At 37.5% G+C, this 17,954-nt stretch carries 20 protein-coding genes; 15 read left to right on the top strand and 5 right to left on the bottom strand.

What is annotated here, in order from left to right; genetic code table 11:
* Positions 1-152: 152 nt before the first annotated feature.
* Entirely contained in the window at positions 153-560 is a 408-nt protein-coding gene (locus DF281_RS10600; RefSeq protein ID WP_133538416.1) for a tetratricopeptide repeat protein, read from the top strand.
* A 38-nt stretch (positions 561-598) separates the two neighbouring features.
* Here DF281_RS10600 and DF281_RS15005 read toward each other — a convergent pair whose 3' ends face one another.
* Together DF281_RS15005 and DF281_RS10595 are read right to left on the bottom strand one after the other, a co-directional pair.
* The gene (locus tag DF281_RS15005) at positions 599-829 is read right to left on the bottom strand and encodes an HAD family hydrolase (RefSeq protein ID WP_307725169.1); all 231 of its coding nucleotides are present in this window, start codon (positions 827-829) and stop codon (positions 599-601) included.
* Positions 777-1,232: an HAD family hydrolase gene (locus DF281_RS10595; protein ID WP_307725170.1), complete on the bottom strand. Its 456-nt coding sequence runs from the start codon at positions 1,230-1,232 to the stop codon at positions 777-779. The genes DF281_RS15005 and DF281_RS10595 overlap by 53 nt, the downstream gene beginning before the upstream one ends.
* Positions 1,233-1,542: 310 nt before the next feature.
* On the opposite strand from DF281_RS10595, the gene DF281_RS10590 reads away from it, so the two are divergent.
* The 9 genes from DF281_RS10590 to DF281_RS10550 all read left to right on the top strand — a co-directional run bounded on the left by DF281_RS10590 (position 1,543) and on the right by DF281_RS10550 (position 11,466).
* Complete coding sequence (locus DF281_RS10590) at positions 1,543-2,100, top strand: GNAT family N-acetyltransferase (RefSeq protein WP_109350233.1); 558 nt, start codon at positions 1,543-1,545, stop codon at positions 2,098-2,100.
* A gap of 92 nt (positions 2,101-2,192) precedes the next feature.
* On the top strand, positions 2,193-3,386 hold the full coding sequence (locus DF281_RS10585; RefSeq protein WP_109350232.1) for a hypothetical protein: 1,194 nt from the start codon (positions 2,193-2,195) through the stop codon (positions 3,384-3,386).
* 75 nt (positions 3,387-3,461) lie between these two features.
* Positions 3,462-4,172 carry a GDSL-type esterase/lipase family protein gene (locus tag DF281_RS10580; RefSeq protein ID WP_109350231.1) on the top strand — a complete coding sequence of 237 codons (711 nt, stop codon included), beginning with the start codon at positions 3,462-3,464 and terminating at the stop codon, positions 4,170-4,172.
* A 98-nt stretch (positions 4,173-4,270) separates the two neighbouring features.
* Positions 4,271-5,443 (top strand): DUF4272 domain-containing protein, encoded by a 1,173-nt coding sequence (locus DF281_RS10575; protein WP_109350230.1) that lies wholly within the window; start codon positions 4,271-4,273, stop codon positions 5,441-5,443.
* Between the two features lie 394 nt (positions 5,444-5,837).
* Positions 5,838-6,839, top strand: a complete 1,002-nt coding sequence (locus tag DF281_RS10570) for an ABC transporter ATP-binding protein (RefSeq protein ID WP_109350235.1) — start codon at positions 5,838-5,840, stop codon at positions 6,837-6,839.
* Entirely contained in the window at positions 6,832-7,842 is a 1,011-nt protein-coding gene (locus tag DF281_RS10565) for an ABC transporter ATP-binding protein (RefSeq protein ID WP_109350229.1), read from the top strand. The genes DF281_RS10570 and DF281_RS10565 overlap by 8 nt, the downstream gene beginning before the upstream one ends.
* A 2-nt stretch (positions 7,843-7,844) precedes the next feature.
* Positions 7,845-9,449 (top strand): ABC transporter substrate-binding protein, encoded by a 1,605-nt coding sequence (locus DF281_RS10560; RefSeq protein WP_109350228.1) that lies wholly within the window; start codon positions 7,845-7,847, stop codon positions 9,447-9,449.
* A 109-nt stretch (positions 9,450-9,558) separates the two neighbouring features.
* A complete protein-coding gene (locus DF281_RS10555) occupies positions 9,559-10,563 on the top strand; it encodes an ABC transporter permease (protein WP_109350227.1) in 1,005 nt (334 codons plus the stop codon).
* A gap of 21 nt (positions 10,564-10,584) precedes the next feature.
* Positions 10,585-11,466, top strand: a complete 882-nt coding sequence (locus DF281_RS10550) for an ABC transporter permease (protein WP_370447849.1) — start codon at positions 10,585-10,587, stop codon at positions 11,464-11,466.
* A gap of 74 nt (positions 11,467-11,540) precedes the next feature.
* Here the strand turns inward: DF281_RS10550 and DF281_RS10545 are convergent, their stop codons facing one another.
* On the bottom strand, positions 11,541-12,038 hold the full coding sequence (locus DF281_RS10545) for a hypothetical protein (protein WP_109350225.1): 498 nt from the start codon (positions 12,036-12,038) through the stop codon (positions 11,541-11,543).
* Between the two features lie 82 nt (positions 12,039-12,120).
* Positions 12,121-13,008: a LysR family transcriptional regulator gene (locus DF281_RS10540; protein WP_109350224.1), complete on the bottom strand. Its 888-nt coding sequence runs from the start codon at positions 13,006-13,008 to the stop codon at positions 12,121-12,123.
* A gap of 156 nt (positions 13,009-13,164) precedes the next feature.
* On the opposite strand from DF281_RS10540, the gene hutG reads away from it, so the two are divergent.
* From hutG to DF281_RS10525, 3 genes are all read left to right on the top strand, one after another.
* Positions 13,165-14,112 carry a formimidoylglutamase gene (gene hutG, locus DF281_RS10535; protein WP_109350223.1) on the top strand — a complete coding sequence of 316 codons (948 nt, stop codon included), beginning with the start codon at positions 13,165-13,167 and terminating at the stop codon, positions 14,110-14,112.
* A gap of 46 nt (positions 14,113-14,158) precedes the next feature.
* Positions 14,159-15,295 (top strand): sodium/glutamate symporter, encoded by a 1,137-nt coding sequence (gene gltS / locus DF281_RS10530; RefSeq protein WP_240605545.1) that lies wholly within the window; start codon positions 14,159-14,161, stop codon positions 15,293-15,295.
* Between the two features lie 133 nt (positions 15,296-15,428).
* Positions 15,429-15,893: a GNAT family N-acetyltransferase gene (locus DF281_RS10525; protein WP_109350221.1), complete on the top strand. Its 465-nt coding sequence runs from the start codon at positions 15,429-15,431 to the stop codon at positions 15,891-15,893.
* A gap of 159 nt (positions 15,894-16,052) precedes the next feature.
* Here DF281_RS10525 and DF281_RS10520 read toward each other — a convergent pair whose 3' ends face one another.
* Positions 16,053-16,457 carry a hypothetical protein gene (locus DF281_RS10520; RefSeq protein ID WP_109350220.1) on the bottom strand — a complete coding sequence of 135 codons (405 nt, stop codon included), beginning with the start codon at positions 16,455-16,457 and terminating at the stop codon, positions 16,053-16,055.
* 189 nt (positions 16,458-16,646) lie between these two features.
* Here DF281_RS10520 and DF281_RS10515 point away from each other — a divergent pair, with 189 nt between their 5' ends.
* Both DF281_RS10515 and DF281_RS10510 read left to right on the top strand, forming a co-directional pair.
* Positions 16,647-17,087: a BrxA/BrxB family bacilliredoxin gene (locus DF281_RS10515; protein WP_109350219.1), complete on the top strand. Its 441-nt coding sequence runs from the start codon at positions 16,647-16,649 to the stop codon at positions 17,085-17,087.
* Positions 17,075-17,872, top strand: coding sequence for a class I SAM-dependent methyltransferase (locus DF281_RS10510; protein WP_109350218.1), 798 nt, complete (start codon positions 17,075-17,077; stop codon positions 17,870-17,872). The genes DF281_RS10515 and DF281_RS10510 overlap by 13 nt, the downstream gene beginning before the upstream one ends.
* The last annotated feature ends 82 nt before the right edge of the window (positions 17,873-17,954 follow it).

Here is a 17,954-nt window from a genome sequence, read left to right as displayed (position 1 = left end):
AACCTAAAATAAAAAGGCAATAAACCCTTTATATCAGTTTTCGAGTTACCAACGGTAACCCTCAAACTGAACGGTATTCATCCCCCACTTATAGAAGATGGGGGAATTCTACCGAACAGATGTTAAAGTGGGTATAGTGGAAGTACAACTAATTGATGGGGGAGGAGAGCGACATTCGTAAAATCCTTTATATTTTCCTAACAGTATCACTTGTAGCGGCAATTGCATTTATTGTTCCAAAGATTTTAGAACAAAATAAAATGGAAGAAGGAGTGGAATATTTAAGTAAAAATGACAGTGAGAAAGCGATCATTGTATTTAATGAGGTGTTAGAAAATAACAAAGACCATGTACAGGCGCAATCGATGCTCGTCCAAGCCAAGAAAATGAATTTACAGCAACAGACATTGAAAATTGACCGCGTATATAAAAAAGGTGATATGGATCAAGTCATCAACATTGCTTCGAAAGTATTGAAAATATATGGTGACGACCCTGTCATTGGCGATTTAACGGATAAAGTCGTCTATACGCAAAATAAAGCAAAAACACATCAATAAAAAATCAGCCTTCCTTTCGTAAAAGGAAGGGCTGATTTTTAGATAATCGCCAGTAATTGAAGAGCTTCGTCGATGATGAAATCTGGATTTTCTGCGGAAAGTTGTTCGACTGAATGGCTGCCCCAAGTAACTGCACATGTTTTTACGTTGGCAGCTTTACCCATTTGCAAATCGAAAATCGCATCGCCAATCATCATTGTATCGATTGCCGCAAAATCATAGGCTTGTTGCGAAAATACCGTCTGGATCAGGCTTGTAATTTTGTACACGATCAGAACCGAATGCATCTTTGAAATAGTGCGAAATTTGTAATGCTTCTAAATTTCTTTTCAGAACTTCTGTTTTCTTGCTTGAAAGGACGAAACAGTGGTGATTATTGCTTTGAAGTTGCTGTAACACATGTGAAATATTTGGGAAGAGTGTTAATGTCGCTGTTTCAAATTCCTTATAAGCCGCTCTAAACACGACAAGCAATTGGTCAAACTCCTCAGCCGATAATGAGCGCGAAGCCATTTCGACAAATGATTTTTCAATTGGAATGCCCATATAATATTTAATTTGAGCTTCATCGGGGATTTGTAAATCACATTGTTCAAATGCTTTTTGCGTAGCTAAAATACTACATTGTTCTGAATCTGCTAATGTACCATCAAAATCAAAAATGTAATTCAAAGTTCATTCAACTCCCTTTTCCCTTATTATATTCAAAATGTAAAGCAGTAAATTTGAACAATTTGTGACATTTCTGTTATAATGGCACTATCAAACAATAAAGGAGCTTGCAGATGATTTCTGACTTAGAAGACAGTACATATAATAATCGATTCCGTGTAAGCTTTTGGAATCGTGAATCTATTGTCATTCGAGCATTTATTTCAAAAAAATAGTATGTTGTGAACATGTGTAATTGAAAAAAATACAGATTTCACAAACCACCAAATCATCAGCAAGCGATGAATAGTTCGATTTGGAGGGGTTTTTTATGCGCAAAATTTATTTACAACCACATGACATTTTCTATGCTGAGCAAATGTCGACTTTACTAAGTGATCCCGAAGTGAGAGGGCCACTAGGTTTATCAGAAAATGAAACATCCATTGCAGTCATGATGGATTTTATTCGTGAGATGCAATTAGAAGAGATGATGGGGAACCACTATTCTCGTATGATTATGAATGAAGATTTCGAGTTAATCGGCGTCATTACATTGCATAATATCGATCAATTGCACAAAAGCAGCCATATTAGTACATGGATTGGCTCTGCTCATTGGGGGAAAGGCTATAACCAATTAGCAAAAGAGAAAATGTTATACACTGCTTTTGAAACTTTACAATTACATCATATTTTCGCTGGAGCGCGCGTGGAAAATTTCCGTTCCCGTAAAGCTCAACGAAAATTACCTTATATGACAATCAATACGATGAACTATCCGCAAGAGTTGATCCGACTAGAAAATCGTGAACACGCATTTTGTATTTTAAATGTTGTGGAGCGAAAAGATTTCCTGAATTGGTGTTACCAAAAAATTGCCATCTAGTCATAATGTCTTGTTTTAAGTTTCCCTTTGCGTCTAGAGTGCTACTACTATAGAATAATTAGTAGAGTAAGCAGGAGTAAGGGGGATTTTTTGTGAAAAAAAGAGCTTCTGCAGCAATTATCGGAGGAATTATTCTCTTATTAGTTGCTGCTTTTATAATTACTAAATTTTATGATCCAACACCAGAAAAAAGTAAAGTGAAATCAAATGAAGGTTTACAATTAAGTATCGTGAAAGACAATCGTGCAGCGCTTTATATTTCTCAAGATGCCGAAAACCTTGAGAAGAAGAATGGTAAAGGTTCCGTCGTATTTATTGATGATACCGGCCATGTGAAAGGCTTTCCGATTAATCCTGTCGAGTATGGCGAAGTGAAGTTTGTAGGTAACAAGTTCATGGTAGAAGAATCAAACCAAATGACACTTACGACCGACCATATTCAAAAAACGACTTTTGATGAACTAGATTTTCGCGGTACGAGAGCGAGTTATTTAGAAGAAACGAATCAATTTTATGCGATTTATAATAGTGGCTTAAGTAAAAAACATGATTATCAAATGTCGATTCGCTATACGGATCGTAACAACGAATTCAATACACTTTTGGTACCTCATTTCGTATCAACATCAGGCAATGATGCGGACCATGTTATGCTTTTAACACAGGATTTAATCTCGATGGAGTATCAATTAAAAAAGGTTAAGTTGAAGAAAGATGCCGAAGTGAAAACAATCGCACAACTAGAAATTCCAAATGCAGCAAATTTCGACTCAATTTCTCAAATCGTGGCATTACCAGATGCTTATTACTTCGTAGGTTCGCATTATGAATCGGATCAATATGAAAATATTGTCCTAGTTCGAATTGATCGAAAAACTGCAAAATTAAAAATGACAACATTAGCGGAGTACCGTTCTGAAAAGGAAACGATGAATAGTTTTCCTCTAAGCTTTAACGAAAGCCTCTATTTATTCGAAAATAATTTCTATTTTTTAAATGGATTAGGCAAAGTAATTCGCTATAATGTCGACACTGGAAAAGTAAATGAAGCGTTCACAGTACAGGGATTACCAGTGAAAAATGATTATTTAGCACAAGCTACATTTAAAGATGGTCATTTGCATTTTATTTATGAAGATGCGAAGAAAAAACATTTCTTAGATGAATATAGTTTGAAAACAGGTAAAAGAACTCGTTCAATCCCTGTAAAAGGATTGAAAAAATATATCGATGATGAAGCATTTATGATGACAGATTTAACGATGCTACAAGATCATCCAAAGTAAGCAATGGAGATTTCCTCCATTGTTTTCTTTTTGTTTTTAGCATAAAATAATCATTTATGGAGAAGGTGAATTAGAATGAATAGAAAATTAACATTTTCGGTTGGTTTAAATGTTTTGCTCATTGCGATACTCGTGTTTGTTTTCGTAAATGACAAAGGTTCGGATCAAGTGAAGTCACAAGAGAAGAAAATGGCTGATGTATTAAGACCGGAACATTATGAACAGCGAAGTAATCTTTTTAGTCGCTTACCGATTACAGAAAAAGACATCGTCATGTTCGGAGATAGTATGATTTTGTATAATGAGTGGGATGAACAATTTCCAAATTTACATATCGTCAATCGAGGTATTGGTGGAGATACGACAGCAGGCTTACTTAGAAGATTGTCAGATGTGACAATGGGACAACCGCAGAAAATTGTCATTATGATTGGTACGAATGATTTATCGTTGAAAGTTCCACAAAAGAAAATCATAGAGAATTATCAATTATTGATTACGCAAATAAAAGAACAAACGCCAAAAACGAAGATTATTTTGACAACAGTGCTACCATTCAATGAGGATATTCGTTCAACGAAAGTAGAAAATGGGCAAATCATGAAATTGAATGAAGAAATAAGAAATCTTGCAAAACAAAATAATGTATTACTTGTCGATTTATATGACGTTTTTTTAAAAGGGCATCAATTGAATAAAGCCTACACGAGTGACGGATTGCATTTGAATGGTGAAGGTTATGCAATTTGGCAGCAGAAGTTGGCAAAAGTGTTAGAGGAGAAGTAGTTACGACTGCTTCTTTTTTTGAATTGAAGCTGTAAAAGGTGGCAATGATTGGGCATTTACACTATACTTTTAGATGAATTTATATTGTGAGGGGATTTATGATGGCAAACTTAACTTTATACGCATCAATTGAAGATACATCAACAATCGAATCAATTCTTTTCGAATCAATGGCGAATTACGTCATTCAACAAGATGGTGAAAGTATGATCATTTTGAAAAAAGGTCTATTTAAAAAGAAACAAATTTGTACAATTCATATAAAAGAACGCATAGAAGATGAGGATCCAAACCAATTTACAGGTGGTTTCGTCGGTTACTTAGCCGCGGAATTAATCGGGGAAACTGAATTAAAGGAGAAAATTCTATTCCAAGCGGTTCATGTAAATACGATGATTTCCTTCCAAGTGGAAGAAGCAGAAGTGGAGGATTTTTGGCCGAATCTGATTGCAGCTACGGAAAAAATCGGCGGTCTTCTATTCCTACCTTCTGGCTATATTTTAGATTCAACAGGTACTGAATTAGTCGATCCTGATGGCAAAATTGTTGCGGATGATGTGCAAGTAATCGTCGCAGAAAAGGAAACGAAAGTAGCGGAAGAAAGCATTGCTAGAAGAAGGGCGACACAAGCGGTCTTATCGGCGAATAAAATCCCGTATATCGATCATTTGCCCCTATTACCTGATAGTAAGTCCGTTCACTTAAAATCGGCGGAAGAAATCGCTCGACGTGTTTCAGCGATGTTAATCATTACACAATTTGTGCGTGAGATCATTGTCGATGAAAAACCAGAAAATATTAAAGCTTCTCGCCGAATTGCGGAAGTATTTTTAAATCGCTACGGTGTGAAAATGAATTTAACGCCTGCAGAAGAAGCATTTCTTCAACAGGAAGAGTATACGAAACAACAATTAGTCGATAAAATGTGGTTATTCGAAGCGGCTTGGACAATGCTATGGTCGGTGAATCTCGTCGATCTACTACCAGAACCTACGAATATTTGCGATGTGGAAGCAGTTTTAAACCTTCTAACAAGTTACACAAATATTGGTGAAATGCTTGTCGATGTTGAATTACGACCAGCGGATGAAATTTTAGACCATATGGATGAAAACTATTCATACCACTGGGCTTGTGTAGAAGCACGCGTTAATGGCGAAACAGCACCAGCACTATTGGATGAAGGTGTCGTATTGGAACGCCAACGCGCATTTAATTGGCTAACACAATTACAAAATGAAGCATGGGATGAGGTCACAATCTCAAGCTAAGCATAAATAATTTTAAGAAGAATCACCTACCAGCATTTACTGGATAGGTGATTTTTTGATTTAAAAATGACGATTTAAGTCATAGTAAAAAGGGCATTTTGCAACTGCTACTAATACATTGAAATGTAATGAAATCAATGATTTTTCTGTAGTGTTTCACAAAATTCATCGGAAGAACTAGAACAAACTTCATAAAGGATAAAATGTGAAATATAGAATAGTGGAATAATAACAAAAGCAATATATCGCTTTAAATCATTAAAGTAATTCGGTTTCTGAATTACCAATATAAGTTTATATGCCGAAAATATAAATAGTTGCCTTTATATGTAAAAGTATTGTAAAATAAAAATTATAATTTTCAGAAAATTTTAAAAGTGGAAGGTAGATGTCAATGACTGAACAAAAAGAGCTACTTCAAGTCCACAACTTGGAAACAACATTTTTCACTGACGATGGTGCAATACCTGCAGTTGATGGAATTACATTTTCATTAAGAGAAAGAGAAATTTTAGGTATTGTTGGTGAGTCTGGTTCTGGGAAGAGTGTGACGTCGCTATCGATTATGGGGTTAATTCCTTCACCACCGGGCAAAATTACGAAAGGTGAGATCCTTTTTGAAGGTAAGGATTTAACAAAATTAAAGGAAAAAGAAATGCGTGAAATTCGTGGCAATGATATTGCGATGATTTTCCAAGAACCAATGACATCATTGAACCCTCTGTTTACGATTGGGAAGCAACTGAATGAAGCGATTCTATTACATAACAAGGGTTGGTCGAAAAAACAAGCAACTGCACGTGCAATTGAAATGATGAAACTCGTTGGATTACCACGCGCAGAACAATTAATAAAGGATTACCCGCATCAGCTATCTGGAGGAATGCGCCAGCGTGTCATGATTGCGATGGCATTAGTTTGTGACCCGAAAGTGCTCATTGCGGATGAGCCAACAACTGCATTAGATGTGACGATTCAAGCGCAAATTTTACAATTGATGCGAGAGTTGAATCACCGTCTAAATACAGCGGTTATGCTTATTACGCATGATTTAGGCGTAGTTGCGGAAACATGTGAGCGCGTCGTAGTCATGTATGGTGGCCAAATTGTCGAAGAAGGGCCAGTAAGTGAGATTTTCAAAAATCCGCAACATCCATATACGAAAGGATTAATTCAGTCAATTCCGGATATGCGTGTGAAAAAGGATCGCCTTTATTCCATACCTGGTAGTGTACCGAAGCCTGGTTCCATCGAAATTGGTTGTCGTTTTGCGGAAAGATGTGAATTCGCATTTGACCGATGCACGAAAGAGAATCCACCTATTTATCAAACAGGTGAACAGCATACTTCTAGATGCTTCCTCGTGGAAGAAAAGGAGCGTGAATTAAATGTCTGAACCATTATTAAAAGTAACTGGTCTGAAAAAATATTTCCCGATTCGAGCAGGGATTTTCGGCAAAGAAGTCGGGCAAGTAAAGGCGGTAGACGATGTTTCCTTTGAGATTCGACAAGGCGAGACTTTAGGTATTGTTGGGGAATCAGGTTGCGGGAAATCCACGACAGGGCGCTCCCTCATGAGATTGATTGAGCCAACGGAAGGCGAAGTGTTTTTCGAAGGAAAGAACGTCACGAAGATGTCGAAGGAAGAGCTAAGGAAGGCACGACGAGATATTCAGATGGTTTTCCAAGATCCGTATGCGTCCCTTAATCCTCGTCATAATATTCAAAAGATTCTGGAAGAACCATTGCGTGTTCACGGAATCGGCGATGCGAAAGAACGCAAAGAAAAAGTTGCGAAACTGTTGAATATTGTCGGTTTGAGTAGCTATCATGCGCAAAGATACCCACATCAATTCAGTGGTGGACAACGCCAGCGAATTGGTATTGCGAGAGCGCTTATGACAAATCCAAAATTAATTATTGCGGATGAACCGGTGTCGGCACTCGATGTTTCCATTCAAGCGCAAGTATTGAACTTAATGAAGGACCTTCAAGAAGAATTGAAGCTAACATATATTTTTATCGCGCATGATCTCGGTGTAGTTCGCCATATTAGTGATCGTGTGGGCGTGATGTATCTTGGGAAAATGGTGGAGCTTGCGAATAGTGAGCAGCTTTATGAAAAACCATTACATCCCTATACGCAAGCGTTGTTAGCGGCAGTTCCAGTTCCAGATCCTGATTTCAAAAGGGAGACGGAATTGCTGAAGGGAGATATTCCGAGTCCTTCAAATCCGCCATCTGGCTGTACATTCCATACGAGATGTCCGTTTAAAATGGACCATTGCTCGAAGGAGATTCCAATGTTAGTAGAAGTTGAACCTGGTCATTCTGTGGCGTGTCATCTGTATAAAGATGGCCTAAACAATGATAATAATTTTGCAAAAACGGAGGGGTAAAGATGAATAAAAGAAAAAGTCTAACATTTGTCCTTTTATTAGTCCTAGTATTATCGACTATTCTTGCGGCATGTGGAAGTAAAAAAGAAGAGGGCGGAAAAGGCTCTGGTGGCGATGCAAAAGAGAAAACCTTAGTATACGGCCGTGGAGCGGATTCAGTAAAACTAGATCCATCAGCAGTAACAGATGGTGAATCACTAGGTGTTACGAAAAATATTATGGAAACACTGATTAATTTCGGTGAAGGTAGTACAGAATTAGTACCAGGTCTTGCTGAAAAATGGGAAACTTCAAAAGATGGATTAACATATACTTTTGAACTTCAAAAAGGTGTTAAATTCCATGATGGTTCTGACTTCAATGCAGAAGCAGTTGTAAAAAACTTTGACCGCTGGATGAATGGTAATGCGGAATCAAATCCTTATTTCCAATCAATGTTCGGTGGTTTCAAAGGTGAGAAAAACGCTGTAATCAAAGAAGTAAAAGCTGATGGTGATGATCAAGTTGTTATGACTTTAAATCACGCACAAGCACCATTCCTTAAAAACTTAGCGATGACGCCATTTGCAATCGCTTCTCCAACTGCATTTGAAAAAGATGCAAAAGGATTCGAGAAAAACCCTGTAGGTACTGGACCATTCAAATTTGTTGAGTGGAAACGCAATGATGCCATTACTTTAGAGAAGAATAAAGATTATTGGCAAAAAGGTTTACCAAAAGTGGATAAGTTAATTTTCCGTTCAATTCCGGATAACTCTGCTCGTCTAAACGCTTTAACATCAGGTGATATCGATATCGCAGATGGTATTAACCCTTCTGATGCAGCTTCAATTGAAGGTAATGCAGATTTACAATTATTCAAACGTCCATCATTAAATGTAGGTTACTTAGGCTTAACAGTAACGCGTAAACCATTTGATGATAAAAAAGTTCGTCAAGCTGTGAACCATGCAATTGATAAAAAGGCGATTGTAGAAGCATTCTTCGAAGGGCAAGCAGAAGTTGCGAAAAATGCTATGCCACCTGTAATTCAAGGATTCAATGACGAAATTACAGATTATGAATATGATCCAGAAAAAGCGAAGAAATTATTAAAAGAATCAAATTACGATGGTAAAGAAATCGAATTATGGGCAATGCCGGTACCTCGTCCTTACATGCCAGATGGTCAAAAAATTGCTGAAGCAATTCAGAAAAATCTTGAAGATATCGGCATGAAATCTAAAATTGTCAATTATGAGTGGGGTACGTATTTAGAAAAAGCGAGTAAAGGTGAAGCAGATGCGTTCTTACTAGGTTGGACTGGTGATAACGGAGATGCGGATAACTTCCTATACACTTTACTTGATGAAGATAATATCGGTAGTAATAACTACACTTACTTCAAAAATGACAAAACGCATAAAATCTTAAAACAAGCTCAAATTGAAGTAGATGAAGATAAACGTGCGGCTCTTTATAAAGAAGCACAGGAAATTTTACATGAGGAAGCTCCTTGGGTTCCACTAGCGTACTCAACACCATTATTAGCAGGTAACAAAAACATTAAAGGCTTCAATCCACATCCAACTGGTTCGGATCGCTTCGATACAGTTGAAGTTGAGTAATTTGTAGTAACTGCTCCATTTTATTAAGGGCTAATCAATGGGTTCACGCCCATTGATTGCTCGAAGCTAGAATGGATTTTCTATTAGAACACAATGAGGGGGTAAGTTTATGCTTCGATATATAGGTAAGAGATTACTACAATTAATCCCTGTATTATTCGGTATGACATTTATCGTATTTATGATTGTAAGAGCAATTCCTGGTGATCCGGCAAAAATTATTTTAGGACAGCAGGCGACGAAAGAAGCGGTTGCGGCATTAAGAGACAGTCTGGGATTAGATAACCCATGGTACATACAGTATTTCCATTATCTTGGTCAACTACTTACGGGAGATCTCGGTCAATCAATCAAAACAGGTGAACAAGTGGCAACAGAGATTTTCCCTTATTTAGCTGCAACAATTGAGCTAGCAGTAGTGGCGATGGTCATTGCGATCGTAGTCGGTGTGAATGCCGGCATCATCTCTGCATGGTTCCAAAATTCTTGGTTTGATTATACAGCGATGATTTTAGCGTTAATCGGTGTATCAATTCCAATTTTCTGGTTAGGCTTAATGGGGCAATGGGCATTCAGTGTGGAGCTAGGCATCTTGCCAACTTCAAGCCGATTTAACTCGCGAGATCCAGTTGAAGCGATTACGAATTTCTATTTGATCGATACATTAATTGCTGGTCGATTTGATCAATTCATTGATGTTGTGAAGCACTTAATCTTGCCAGCAACAGCATTAGCAACGATTCCAATGGCGATTATCGCACGTATGACGCGTTCAACAATGTTGGAAGTAATGCGCGCAGATTATGTGAGAACTGCGAGAGCGAAAGGGCAGAAAATGTCTTTAGTTGTCTATAAGCATAGTTTGAAAAATGCGGTCATCCCTGTATTAACAGTCATCGGTCTACAAACTGGTTTACTTTTAGGAGGAGCCATTTTAACGGAAACAATTTTCAGTTGGCCGGGAATCGGTCGTTATATTTACGACGCGATTAGCTCGCGAGATTATCCAGTCATTCAATCAGGTATTTTAATCGTGGCATTCATGTTCGTCATGATTAATTTAATTGTCGATTTATTGTATAGCATTATTGATCCAAGAATTAAATACGATTAGGAGGGAAGAATTATGACAAGTATGACACCAGAGTTAAATCCGAAAAGTAGTAAGGCGAAAGCAAGAAGTCCTTTTCAAGATAGTTTACGTACTTTTAGAAAGAGTAAACTGGCAGTAATCGGAACAATCATTGTTGTGTTCTTCATCCTACTCGCCATTTTTGGACCATTAATTGCACCACAAGGAATCAATGAACAAAATTTTAAATTGAAGTTACAATCACCATCATCTGAATTTTGGTTTGGGACGGATGTTTTCGGACGCGATATTTTCTCTCGTGTCGTCTTAGGTTCTAGATTGTCGTTAATGGTTGGTTTTGCTTCAGTTGCCATTTCGATTATTGTCGGGAGTATTTTAGGGATTTTAGCGGGTTACTATGGTCGCTGGGTTGATACGATCATTTCAAGGTTCTTTGATATTTTACTCGCATTCCCAAGTATTCTTCTTGCGATCGCCATCGTTACAGCATTAGGGCCATCTCTTTTCAATGCATTATTAGCGATTGCGATTGTAAACGTGCCGAACTTCGGGCGACTAATTCGTTCGAAAGTGTTAAGTATTAAAGAAGAAGAATTCATCACCGCTGCAAAAGCAATTGGAATGAAGGATTCGCGGATTTTATTCACCCATGTGTTGCCGAACTCGATGACTCCAATCATCGTACAAGGAACATTAGCGATTGCGACTGCTATTATTGAAGCAGCTGCACTTGGATTCTTAGGATTAGGTGCTCAAGCGCCAGCTCCAGAGTGGGGGAAAATGCTGTCAGATGCCCGCGTTTACTTAGTGAATGCACCGTGGACAATGATTTTCCCTGGTTTAGCAATTATGCTAACAGTTCTTGGTTTCAACTTAATGGGCGATGGATTGCGAGATGCATTCGATCCGAAAATGAAAAACTAAAAAACAGCTCATTTGAGTTCACAATGAAAAACCGGAACCGCCCAACAGAGCGATTCCGGTTTTTCTGATGCGTATTATCTTTCCATTAGGAATTTGATTAATGCGACGAAGAATGTGATGTAGACAAGTGTTGCAGCGATCATTTTGCTCGGTTGATTTGAGCGGAAACCGATAATTTTGTTATACCATTTACGTTCCACAATTTTAATTTTAATGCGGCTTGGCATGATCGAGCGAAGTGAAGCAGTAGATAGCCATGTTTTCAGCGTTAAAGATTCACCTGTTTCGGCAGTGAAACTATATTTTTGTGACATCGCATATTGATCGAATTGTACCGTATCATACATTGAAAACTTATATGTTTCGACAACTTCAATCGCTTCGATTTTTTCATTCGACTCTTTATTCAACTTATTCTCGATAATTTTAATAAAGTATAGTTGGTCAAATCCCTTTTTATATAGAAGATGACTTCCTTCAGGCACTGCTTTGCAATCGGTTTGTGCAATTTCGAACCCTTTATACATTTTATGATCTTGCATATATTTTGAAATCTCAAAATTGCTTAACATACGTAAAACTCCTTTAAGTTACATTCATTAAGTCTATCGTAGCATAAATCTTTCAAAAAAAATAAGGCAAAACTTTGAATGTCTATTTTGAATAGGAAGCATTTTGGATATTTTGGAATAGCTGCAAAATAGAATTCGGGAAATGACGGTTTTTTAAATAGTAGAGATATACTGGGCGCGAAAGAATTTGATCTTCAATCATGCGATATTCGAGCGATTCAGGAAAATGTTGCAAAACGTATTTTTCAGGAAGAATACTCACGCCAAGATGACATTCAACAAGCGATTTTGCCATTTCAAAACGTTCAATTTCATAGGCAACTTGTGGCGTTAAATGTAAAGTTTCAAATGCGGACAATATTTGCTTACATGTTTCAAAAATGGGCATGCCCGTAATCAATGGTTCTTTACTAATTTCTGCAAGAGAAACTGTTTCTTTTTCAGAAAAAGCATGACCTTTTGGGAAAATCACAACAAATTTTTCTTGATAAAGTGGAATTTTTGTTATGGAATTATGATTAATTTCTTGATTTGAAATCGTCGCGTGAATGTCATGATTTTCCAACGTTTTAAAGACACTGGAGTTATAAAGTGTATCAATAACAGAGAATTGAATGGCTGGAAACTGCTGTTTGAAATCCTTTATGACTTGCGCAAACCAGTTATGTGCCGACTCAATCATGCCGAAAACGATTTTCACTTCTTCCCCGTGAATGACATCTTGCAATTCCTCTTTCATAATGGCAAATTGCTTCAAAAGCTCGGTAGAACGGTCTTGAAGCAACTCGCCAGTCTTCGTTAAGCGAATTTGACGCGTCGTTCTTTCGAATAAAGGACTGCCGATTTCGGTTTCCAAATTGGAGATGGCATTACTAATAGAAGGTTGTGAAACATGGAGTAGGAGGGCAGCTCTTGAAAAGCTACCGACACGAGCGATTGTGATGAAATACGTTAATTGTTTAAGATCCATTTGTCACCTCAAGTATTTGATTTTAATAATAACACCAATTTTATAGTGATTTATAGTTAAAAGCTATAAATTTATAATAAATCGGTATTAGTAATTATATATCAAGAAAATTATACTAGGAATACGCTTACAAATGACATAAAGGAGGTCAAAAATATGTACAATAATGAAATTGAAAAATATTGGACCGGCAGAACGGATAGTACCGAAAATCGTGCTAGTTTCCGTCTGCATCAAATTGTAAAATCAATTACTTCGGATGAAGTGACAACAGACACATATGATGTTGCATTTGTCGGATTTGAATGCGATGAAGGTGTACGTCGAAATAAAGGAAGACTGGGCGCTTCACAAGGTCCGAATGCCATTCGTCAAAGCATGTCGAGTTTGCCCCATATTTTCAATGAAAATGTGAAAATTGCAGATATCGGCAATGTGCAATGTCAGGGTACGGCACTTGAAGAAGCGCAAATTGAGCTAGGCAATCATGTAAGCAAGCTATTAGTAAACAATACGAAATGTATCGTTTTAGGTGGCGGACATGAAACACTTTACGGACATTATTTAGGTGTTCGACAAGCGGTTGGCGAAGATCAAAAAATCGGCATCGTGAACATTGATGCACATTTCGACTTAAGAGATTATGATGAACAGCCATCTTCAGGCACGATGTTCAAACAAATTTTAGATGATGATGTGAATGCATCTTACTTTGTATGCGGTATTCAGCGATACGGCAACACAGTTGAATTATTTGAACGTGCAGGTGACTTAGGTGTTACATACTTGTATGAAGATGAAATGACGGTAGAAACTGTAGAAACAGCTTTTAACGACTTTTCTGCTAAATGTGATGTAATTCTCTTAACGCTTTGTACAGATGTCTTAGATGCGGCCTGTGCGCCTGGAGTGAGTGCTCCATCGCCGTTCGGTATGCATCCGAAAGAAGTAAGATCAATTATTCGTTTTGTTACAACTAATCAAAAGACAACAAGTTTTAATATTTGTGAAGTAAATCCTTCTCTAGACCCGAGTGGAATCACGGTGAAATTAGGTGCGCAATTGACAAATGAAGCTATGGTTGGGTTAATCAGGGGGAAATAAATTGTTAGAAATCAATCAAATTACAACATTATTCTTAGCGGTAGCCATGTTTGTACTCGGTACATTCCTTGTAAATAAAATCAATTTTCTAAGTCGTTTCTGTATTCCAGCTCCTGTAGTTGGGGGATTAATTTTTGCGGCGATTGCGACGACATTGAAAGCAACAGATACACTTGAAATTCAATTAGATACTTCATTACAAAGTATTTTCATGATTACATTTTTCACAACAATCGGTCTTGGTGCTAGTTTCCGTTTAGTCCGTTTAGGCGGGAAAATCCTAATCATTTATTGGATTGCCTGTGGTTTCCTAGCATTAATGCAAAATCTAATCGGTGTGAGTTTCGCTAAATTATTCGGCTTAGAACCTTTATTAGGTGTTATGGTCGGAGCAGTTTCGATGGAGGGCGGTCACGGTTCAGCGGCTGCTTACGGAGAGACACTTCAAGGTATGGGCGTAGATTCAGCGGTTTCAATTGGTATGGCTGCAGCGACATTAGGTTTAGTAGCGGGTGCTTTAATTGGTGGACCAATCGTTCAATATTTAGTGAAGAAATTCAACTTAAAATCAACGGATGAAACATCTCAAGAATACGTTGAGCAATATGAGCATCCAGTAACAGAAAAATCGTTCATGTCTCAAATTTTCTTAATTACATTCAGTATGGCAGTTGGTACTTACTTAGGCCAATTCTTCTCTGATTTAACAGGATTCGTATTACCTGCATATGTGGGCGCAATGTTCACAGCTGTAATCGTACGAAATGTAATGGATCGCTTCAAACCGGGTGTCATTAATATGAAGGAAATTAACTTAATCGGTGATATTTCATTAGGTATTTTCTTATCAATGGCATTACTGAGCATTAAACTATGGGAAGTTGCTGGTGTTGCATTGCCAATCTTCTTCATCGTCTTAATCCAAGTGATCTTCATCGTATTATTTGCGGTATTCGTACTATTCCGCGCATTAGGAAAAGATTATGATGCAGCTGTAATGGTATCAGGTTTCTTAGGACATGGTTTAGGTGCTACACCTAACGCAATGGCAAATATGTCAGCAGTCGTGAAGAAATTTGGCCCATCTCAAAAAGCATTCTTAATCGTGCCGATTGTTGGCGCATTCCTAATCGACGTATTCGGTATGCCAATCATCATTACGACAATCAATTTCTTTAAATAGATCATAAAAACCAGACAACTTCGAAATGGAGTGTCTGGTTTTTTTGAAATAGAAGTACTTTAATTTAGACAGTACAAATATTCGGAATTTCGAAAAAATGTTAAAATAAAAAATAGATTAGGAGGAACATAAATTGATTTCACTACAAGCTATGAACCAAGAGGAGTTCAAACAATATATCAGTTATGCAATTGAAGACTATGCAAAAGATAAGATTGCGTCAGGTAATTGGAATGAAGATGAAGCGATTGAATTGTCGAGGGAAACATTTGAACGACTATTGCCAAAAGATGAGAAGACCGAGAATAATCATTTATTGTCTATCTTTCACAACGATCTCTTAGTTGGAATGATTTGGATAGCTCAAAAAGCGCCTACAAAGCCTAGTGAAGGCTATATATATGATTTTGTAATTTTCGATCAATATCAAGGGCAGGGGTATGGCAAGAACGCAATGAAAGAAGCTGAAATTATTGCTAAAGAGTTAGGTATGACTAAAATTGGTCTAAATGTTTTTGGCCATAACAAAATTGCACGTGGTCTATATGAAAAAATGGGTTATGAAATTACGAATATAACAATGTCTAAAACAATTTGAAAATGTAACATCAAAGTCCGAATACGAATTACAAGTATTACGCAAAAGGTGTTGGACTCATTAAATACTATGGTAATAATAATCAAAGTGGTGGCTCAAAAATGAAGGCGAGCAGCAGCCTTACATCAATCATTAATAAATAAAAGCAATGACTTCGAGTTATTTCGAAGTCGTTTTCTTATGCAAAAGTCTCAACTTTTCAATTTGCATTGGATCCTCTGAAATAAGGTCGACAACATCGCTGTTTACATAGAGTAAATAATCTTCGGAGTAAAAAATGATATAAGCTTCTAGCGTGCTTTTTGTACAGTAGTTGATCAGCGATTCCTGGCTAATATTACGGACATGGGCATGTATGAATGCGACATCATCTTCTTCATCCCAAATTATTACTTCACGCCAGTTTGTAATATGTATATGCTTTCCGACCTTTGGATTGGCAGATTTCCGTTTATTTCGAATCATATATTCACTCAAAAAAATTGTATGAATAGTAGCGTCATTCGAGAATACTTCTGTCAGTAATTGTTTCAACTGTGTTGCTGATAGTGTATCAGTAATCAACCGCATCCGTTGTTCAGTTGATACTTGGAAATAGGGGGTTTCTTTTGTGCAATCAAATTGAATGAAAATAAATAATCAGTCCTTTTCGCTTCATAATTTGTAAGTCGGCTTAGTTTCATATCATACATTAGTTTGCTATAATAAGTGCTATGTTAATGGATTATTTAGATAGAAAAGAGGATATTTACTATGACAAATGCTTACGATGACTACATGAGGGGGATTGTTGCACCTATGCGCCAGGAGCTTGTAGATGCAGGATTCACTCAATTACTTACACCAGATGATGTTGTAGATCATATGCAAGAATCAAAAGGAACTTCGGTTATTATTATTAACTCGGTATGTGGCTGTGCAGCTGGTTTAGCACGTCCAGCAGTAATTGAAGCGGTAAACCAAGTTGAAGTAAAACCAGAACACCTTGTAACGGTTTTCGCTGGTCAAGAAAAAGAAGCAACTGCGCAAATGCGTATGTTCTTTGACGAGGTACCACCAAGTTCACCATCAATCGCAGTATGGAAAGACGGCAACCTAGCTTATTTCATCCCTCGTGAACAAATCGAAGGTCAAATGATGGAACAAGTTCGCGATCACCTAGTTGGTGCTTTAGAACAAGTATGTTCAAAATAAAAACCATTACCACTACAGGTGGTAGACCAGATGCGCTTTCTTTAGAGAAGGCGCATTTTGTCCAAGAAAAGCTAAATGTAGACCTGATTCCGAGAAATAAGCAATCTTTGAAAAAAATAGCTGAAACGCATAAAGCGAACATTATTGTAGCAGCCAAACATCGCTATGAATACATTCCATTTGGCGCGACAGAACCATTTTTCTTTCATCCGAGTTCTGCTGCATTCCGCATTAAACGAGTCGTTCGTGGTGAGAAAGATACGTTTATAGAAGCCGCGCAATTACAGGAAGGCAGCACTTTACTCGACTGTACGCTAGGCCTTGCGACAGACAGTATGATTGCGATGGAAGTCGTTGGAGAAAGTGGGCGAGTGGTTGGATGTGAAGCCAATGCAAATGTCGCTTTCATTGTCGAACAAGGCCTTCAAAACTATGATTTTGAAGCTGAAAAACTCCCTCAATTATCGAATATGAGGAAAATTGAAGTTGTTTCGATGAATGCTGTAGACTACTTGGCAACTTTACCTGACAATCATTTTGATGTTGTTTACTTAGACCCGATGTTTGAAGAAACAATCGAAGAATCAGTTAATTTTAAACCACTGCGTAATGCGGGTGTACATGATGAAGTGCAATCACAATGGATTGAACAAGCGAAAAGAGTGGCGCGACAACGTGTTGTCCTAAAAGCGCATTTCCGTTCACCATTATTTGAGCAATATCAGTTTGAGCGATTACTTCGACCGAATACGAAATTTCACTTTGGTGTCATTGAATTGACATGAAAAATACCCTGATCAATGGATTGCATTCCATTCAATCAGGGTATTTCTTTGTAGACGGAACTAATTGTATTTTGAATCGTCT

It is taken from the genome of Kurthia zopfii, assembly GCF_003143955.1.
In the GTDB taxonomy this organism is placed as follows: Bacteria; Bacillota; Bacilli; order Bacillales_A; family Planococcaceae; genus Kurthia; species Kurthia zopfii.
Note: the sequence above shows the minus strand (reverse complement) of the source record. Positions and strands in the feature narration are given on the sequence as shown.

What these genes read in the sequence shown, in the direction of transcription:
- hutG (WP_109350223.1), top strand. Translation starts at nt 13,165, where the DNA reads ATGTACAATAATGAAATTGAAAAATATTGGACCGGCAGAACGGATAGT.
- DF281_RS10540 (WP_109350224.1), bottom strand. Translation starts at nt 13,008, where the DNA reads ATGGATCTTAAACAATTAACGTATTTCATCACAATCGCTCGTGTCGGT.
- DF281_RS10590 (WP_109350233.1), top strand. Translation starts at nt 1,543, where the DNA reads ATGCGCAAAATTTATTTACAACCACATGACATTTTCTATGCTGAGCAA.
- DF281_RS10570 (WP_109350235.1), top strand. Translation starts at nt 5,838, where the DNA reads ATGACTGAACAAAAAGAGCTACTTCAAGTCCACAACTTGGAAACAACA.
- DF281_RS10565 (WP_109350229.1), top strand. Translation starts at nt 6,832, where the DNA reads ATGTCTGAACCATTATTAAAAGTAACTGGTCTGAAAAAATATTTCCCG.
- gltS (WP_240605545.1), top strand. Translation starts at nt 14,159, where the DNA reads ATGTTTGTACTCGGTACATTCCTTGTAAATAAAATCAATTTTCTAAGT.
- DF281_RS10575 (WP_109350230.1), top strand. Translation starts at nt 4,271, where the DNA reads ATGATGGCAAACTTAACTTTATACGCATCAATTGAAGATACATCAACA.
- DF281_RS10515 (WP_109350219.1), top strand. Translation starts at nt 16,647, where the DNA reads ATGACAAATGCTTACGATGACTACATGAGGGGGATTGTTGCACCTATG.
- DF281_RS10545 (WP_109350225.1), bottom strand. Translation starts at nt 12,038, where the DNA reads ATGTTAAGCAATTTTGAGATTTCAAAATATATGCAAGATCATAAAATG.
- DF281_RS10560 (WP_109350228.1), top strand. Translation starts at nt 7,845, where the DNA reads ATGAATAAAAGAAAAAGTCTAACATTTGTCCTTTTATTAGTCCTAGTA.
- DF281_RS10510 (WP_109350218.1), top strand. Translation starts at nt 17,075, where the DNA reads ATGTTCAAAATAAAAACCATTACCACTACAGGTGGTAGACCAGATGCG.
- DF281_RS10555 (WP_109350227.1), top strand. Translation starts at nt 9,559, where the DNA reads ATGCTTCGATATATAGGTAAGAGATTACTACAATTAATCCCTGTATTA.
- DF281_RS10580 (WP_109350231.1), top strand. Translation starts at nt 3,462, where the DNA reads ATGAATAGAAAATTAACATTTTCGGTTGGTTTAAATGTTTTGCTCATT.
- DF281_RS10550 (WP_370447849.1), top strand. Translation starts at nt 10,585, where the DNA reads ATGACACCAGAGTTAAATCCGAAAAGTAGTAAGGCGAAAGCAAGAAGT.